5 protein-coding genes and 1 pseudogene are annotated in these 4,726 nt (G+C 66.1%); all 6 read left to right on the top strand.

Annotation, left to right across the window (positions count from 1 at the left end; genetic code table 11):
- Window positions 1-202, top strand: a pseudogene (locus tag WB461_RS10840) (transcriptional regulator); the annotation flags it as partial.
- Window positions 199-1,608, top strand: coding sequence for a Fe-S cluster assembly protein SufB (sufB, locus tag WB461_RS10835; RefSeq protein WP_423852744.1), 1,410 nt, complete (start codon window positions 199-201; stop codon window positions 1,606-1,608). The pseudogene WB461_RS10840 and the gene sufB, both read left to right, overlap by 4 nt.
- Window positions 1,605-2,804, top strand: coding sequence for a Fe-S cluster assembly protein SufD (gene sufD / locus WB461_RS10830; RefSeq protein ID WP_423852743.1), 1,200 nt, complete (start codon window positions 1,605-1,607; stop codon window positions 2,802-2,804). The genes sufB and sufD overlap by 4 nt, the downstream gene beginning before the upstream one ends.
- Window positions 2,801-3,121: a non-heme iron oxygenase ferredoxin subunit gene (locus WB461_RS10825; RefSeq protein ID WP_423852742.1), complete on the top strand. Its 321-nt coding sequence runs from the start codon at window positions 2,801-2,803 to the stop codon at window positions 3,119-3,121. The genes sufD and WB461_RS10825 overlap by 4 nt, the downstream gene beginning before the upstream one ends.
- A 6-nt stretch (window positions 3,122-3,127) precedes the next feature.
- Window positions 3,128-3,892: a Fe-S cluster assembly ATPase SufC gene (gene sufC, locus WB461_RS10820; protein ID WP_423852741.1), complete on the top strand. Its 765-nt coding sequence runs from the start codon at window positions 3,128-3,130 to the stop codon at window positions 3,890-3,892.
- Window positions 3,889-4,726: aminotransferase class V-fold PLP-dependent enzyme (locus WB461_RS10815; protein WP_423852740.1), on the top strand; the 838-nt coding region annotated here is incomplete at its 3' end. The genes sufC and WB461_RS10815, both read left to right, overlap by 4 nt.

The raw sequence follows: 4,726 nt of genomic DNA, 5'->3' as shown, positions 1-4,726 counted from the left end.
GTGCCAGGGTCACTGCCCGGTCCAGCACGTCGCCACCGAGTTCCCCGAGCTGTGCGAGGCCGAGACCACGGCGCTCGGCCGCCTGCTCGACGTGCACGTCCAGCGGCTCGCCACCATCGCCCACGGCGACGGCATCTGCACCACGTTCATCCCTGCTCCTGTTGACACCGCCACACCCGAGGAAGTGAAGGCCACCCGATGACCGCTGCACCCGAACAGCTCGAAGGACTCGGCACCTACAAGTTCGGCTGGTCCGACTCTGACGCTGCCGGCGTCGACGCCACGCGCGGGATCAGCGAGGACGTCGTCCGCGACATCTCGCAGAAGAAGGACGAGCCCCAGTGGATGCTCGACCTGCGCCTGAAGGGCCTGAAGCTGTTCGAGAAGAAGCCCATGCCGACCTGGGGCTCGGACCTGTCCGGGATCCACTTCGACAACATCAAGTACTTCGTGCGCTCCAGCGAGAAGCAGGCGCAGAGCTGGGACGACCTGCCCGCTGACATCAAGGCGACCTACGACAAGCTCGGCATCCCGGAGGCGGAGAAGCAGCGCCTCGTCGCGGGTGTGGCTGCGCAGTACGAGTCCGAGGTCGTCTACCACTCGATCCGGGCCGACCTCGAGGAGAAGGGCGTCCAGTTCCTCGACACCGACACCGCGCTCAAGGAGCAGCCCGAGCTGTTCCGCGAGTACTTCGGCTCCGTCATCCCAGTCGGCGACAACAAGTTCGCCGCGCTCAACACCGCGGTCTGGTCTGGCGGGTCGTTCATCTACGTGCCGCCGGGCGTCAAGGTCGACATCCCGCTGCAGGCCTACTTCCGCATCAACACCGAGAACATGGGTCAGTTCGAGCGCACGCTGATCATCGCCGACGAGGGCTCGTACGTTCACTACGTCGAGGGCTGCACCGCGCCGATCTACTCCAGCGACTCGCTGCACTCGGCCGTCGTCGAGATCGTCGTCAAGAAGGGCGCCCGCGTCCGCTACACGACGATCCAGAACTGGTCGAACAACGTCTACAACCTCGTCACCAAGCGCGCTGTCTGCGAAGAAGGCGCGACGATGGAGTGGGTCGACGGCAACATCGGCTCCAAGGTCACCATGAAGTACCCCGCGGTCTACCTGATGGGCGAGCACGCTCGTGGCGAGACGCTGTCGATCGCCTTCGCTGGCGAGGGCCAGCACCAGGACGCCGGCGCCAAGATGGTGCACGCGGCGCCCAACACGTCGAGCTCGATCCTCAGCAAGTCCGTGGCTCGCGGCGGTGGACGCACGTCCTACCGCGGTCTGCTGCAGGTGCTCGAGGGTGCTGAGGGATCGGCCAGCACGGTCAAGTGTGATGCGCTGCTGGTCGACCAGATCAGCCGCTCCGACACCTACCCGTACGTCGACGTCCGCGAGGACGACGTGACGCTGGGTCACGAGGCCACCGTGTCCAAGCTCAGCGACGACCAGCTCTTCTACTTCATGTCACGCGGCATGGAGGAGGACGAGGCCATGGCGATGATCGTCCGCGGATTCGTGGAGCCGATCGCGCGCGAGCTGCCGATGGAATACGCGCTTGAGCTGAACCGCCTGATCGAGCTCCAGATGGAGGGTGCTGTCGGATGACGACCTCGCTACAAGCTCCCACCGGAGCAGCAGTTCAAGACCTGTCCACGGCTCTGGAGCTTTCGCCGGTGGAGTCGCACCTGCACCCGGAAGGGTCATTCGACCTCGCCGACCACTCGGTTCCGACTGGCCTGGAGGAGATCTGGCGGTTCACCCCGCTCAAGCGCCTCCGCGGGCTGCATCAGGACACCCCGCTGGACGGCGACGACCTCTCGATCCAGGTTGACGCACCCGACGGCATCAGCGCCGTGTCGGTGCCAGCGGCCGATTCCGCCCGCGGTGCCTCCGGCTACGTTCCGGTCGATCGTGTGTCGGCACGCGCCTGGGAAGCCGCTCGGTCGGTCTTCGAGGTGACGATCCCGGCCAATCTCGAGACCGACGAGCCAACCACGATCCGACTGCATGGCAGCGGCGCGGACCAGGCCGCGGCCGGGCACCTGCTCGTTCGTGCCGGTCAGTTCTCCAAGACCGTCGTCGTCGTGGACTACGACGGATCCGCGACGTGGGCCGAGAACATCGAGGTCGTGCTCGAGGACGGCGCACAGCTGACCTTCGTGACGATCCAGGACTGGAATGATGACAGCGTCCATGTCGTCACCCAGCACGCCCGGGTCGGTCGTGACGCCCAGCTGCGGCACATCGCGGTCTCCCTTGGCGGAGACGTCGTCCGCGCGAGCACCTCGGCGGACTACCGGGGCACCGGCGGCAGCGTCGAGATGCTCGGCGTCTACTTCGCCGACGCGGGGCAGCACATCGAGCACCGCCTGTTCGTCGACCACACGGCTCCACGTACCAAGAGCAACGTCGAGTACAAGGGCGCGCTGCAGGGCAAGGACGCTCACACGGTCTGGATCGGCAACGTCCTGATCCGCAAGGAGGCCGAGGGCATCCTGACGTACGAGAGCAACGACAACCTGGTGCTGACCGATGGCGCCAAGGCGGACTCGGTGCCCAACCTCGAGATCGAGACCGGCGACATCGAGGGCGCGGGGCACGCGTCCACGACGGGTCGCTTCGATGACGAGCACCTGTTCTACCTGCAGAGCCGCGGAATCGAGGAGGAGGAGGCCCGCCGTCTCGTCGTTCATGGCTTCTTCAACGACATCATCCGGCGCATCGGCGTCCCCTCCCTGCAGGAGCGACTGATCGCCTCCATCGAGGAGGAGCTCGCCGAGCACGTAGGACGACTCGCATGAGCCTCGTCCCTGCCGCCGCACTGGCGGACGTTCCCCAGGGCGGGGTGCTCGCAGTCGAGATCGATGGCACCGAGGTCGCCCTGATCCGTGATGGCGACGACATCTACGCGCTGCGTGACGAGTGCTCGCACGCTTCGATCCCGCTGTCCGAGGGCGATGTCGAAGGCTGCGAAATCGAGTGCTGGCTGCACGGCTCTCGCTTCGACGCGCGTACCGGCAAGCCGGTCAACCTGCCTGCCACCGAACCCGTACCCACCTACACGACAAAGATCGAGGGAGACACCGTCATGGTCGATCTCTCGACACCCAGGAGCTGAAGACACATGGCAACACTTGAGATCAAGGACCTGCACGTCTCGGTCAAGACCGAAGAGGGCGACAAGGAGATCCTCAAGGGCGTCAACCTGACGGTCCGCTCCGGTGAGGTGCACGCCATCATGGGGCCCAACGGCTCCGGCAAGTCGACGCTGGCCTACTCCATCGCCGGCCACCCCAAGTACGACGTGACCAGCGGCTCGGCGACTCTCGACGGCGTCGACATCCTGTCGATGACGGTCGACCAGCGCGCCCGAGCCGGCCTCTTCCTCGCGATGCAGTATCCGGTCGAGGTTCCGGGCGTCTCGGTCGCCAATTTCCTGCGCACCGCGAAGACCGCGATCGACGGCGAGGCTCCCAAGCTGCGTACGTGGGTCAAGGACGTCAACGAGGCGCTCGAGCGCGTGACGCTCGGCAAGGAGTTCGCGCAGCGAAGCGTCAACGAAGGCTTCTCCGGTGGCGAGAAGAAGCGTCACGAAGTCGCGCAGCTCGAGCTGCTCAACCCGAAGTTCGCGGTGCTCGACGAGACCGACTCCGGTCTGGACATCGACGCCCTGCGGGTCGTCTCCGACGGCGTGAACAGGTTCAGCCAGCAGGGTGATCGCGGAGTGCTGCTGATCACGCACTACACACGCATCCTGCAGTACATCAAGCCCGACTTCGTCCACGTCTTCGTCGCCGGCCGGCTGGCCGAGAGCGGCGGCCGCGAGCTCGCCGACCAGCTCGAGGCAGAGGGATACGACAAGTACGTCAAGGCCGCGGCTCAGTCATGACCGTGGTCGAGGGCACCCAGACGTACGACGTCGCCAGGATCCGGGAGGACTTCCCGATCCTGGGACGTCGCCTGGCCGGCGACGTCCCGCTGGTCTACCTCGACAGCGCCAACACCTCGCAAAAGCCGCGGCAGGTCATCGACGCGATAGATGACCACTATCGGATGCACAACGCCAATGTCGCCCGCGCCATGCACCAGCTCGGCACCGAGGCGAGCGCGGCGTTCGAGCTGGGTCGCGACAAGATTGCGGACTTCATCGGTGCGCCCAGCCGCGACGAGGTCATCTTCACCAAGAATGCCTCCGAGGCGCTCAACCTGGTTGCCCGCACGCTGGGCGACTCGGGTCGGATCGGCCCGAACGACCGGATCGTCATCAGCGAGATGGAGCACCACTCCAACATCGTGCCGTGGCAGCAGCTCTGCCAGCGAACCGGCGCGAACCTGAGCTGGTTCGGCGTCACCGACGAGGGGCGCCTGGACCTCGACGACATCGATGCTCTGATCACCGAGCAGACGGCCGTCGTCTCGGTGACCTGGGTCTCCAACATGCTCGGGACCATCAACCCGCTCGACGAGATCATCGCCCGGGCGCACGCCGTCGGAGCACTGGTCGTCGTCGACGCATCCCAGGCCGTGCCCCAGCTTCCGGTTGACGTGGCCGCGCTCGGTGCGGACTTCGTCGCGTTCACGGGTCACAAGATGGTCGGTCCCACCGGCATCGGCGTGCTGTGGGGTCGCTACGACCTGCTGGCCGAGCTGCCGCCGTTCCTCGGTGGTGGCGAGATGATCGAGACCGTCACGATGGCCGGCTCCACGTATGCGCCGCCGCCGT

Origin of the sequence: Aeromicrobium sp. (genome assembly GCF_049587115.1) — a bacterium.
Taxonomy (GTDB): Bacteria; Actinomycetota; Actinomycetes; order Propionibacteriales; family Nocardioidaceae; genus Aeromicrobium.
This window is presented reverse-complemented; position numbering and strand designations above follow the sequence as displayed.

Excerpts from the sequence above, each read along its gene's own strand:
- sufD (WP_423852743.1), top strand. The coding sequence starts at position 1,605 with ATGACGACCTCGCTACAAGCTCCCACCGGAGCAGCAGTTCAAGACCTG.
- WB461_RS10825 (WP_423852742.1), top strand. The coding sequence starts at position 2,801 with ATGAGCCTCGTCCCTGCCGCCGCACTGGCGGACGTTCCCCAGGGCGGG.
- sufC (WP_423852741.1), top strand. The coding sequence starts at position 3,128 with ATGGCAACACTTGAGATCAAGGACCTGCACGTCTCGGTCAAGACCGAA.
- sufB (WP_423852744.1), top strand. The coding sequence starts at position 199 with ATGACCGCTGCACCCGAACAGCTCGAAGGACTCGGCACCTACAAGTTC.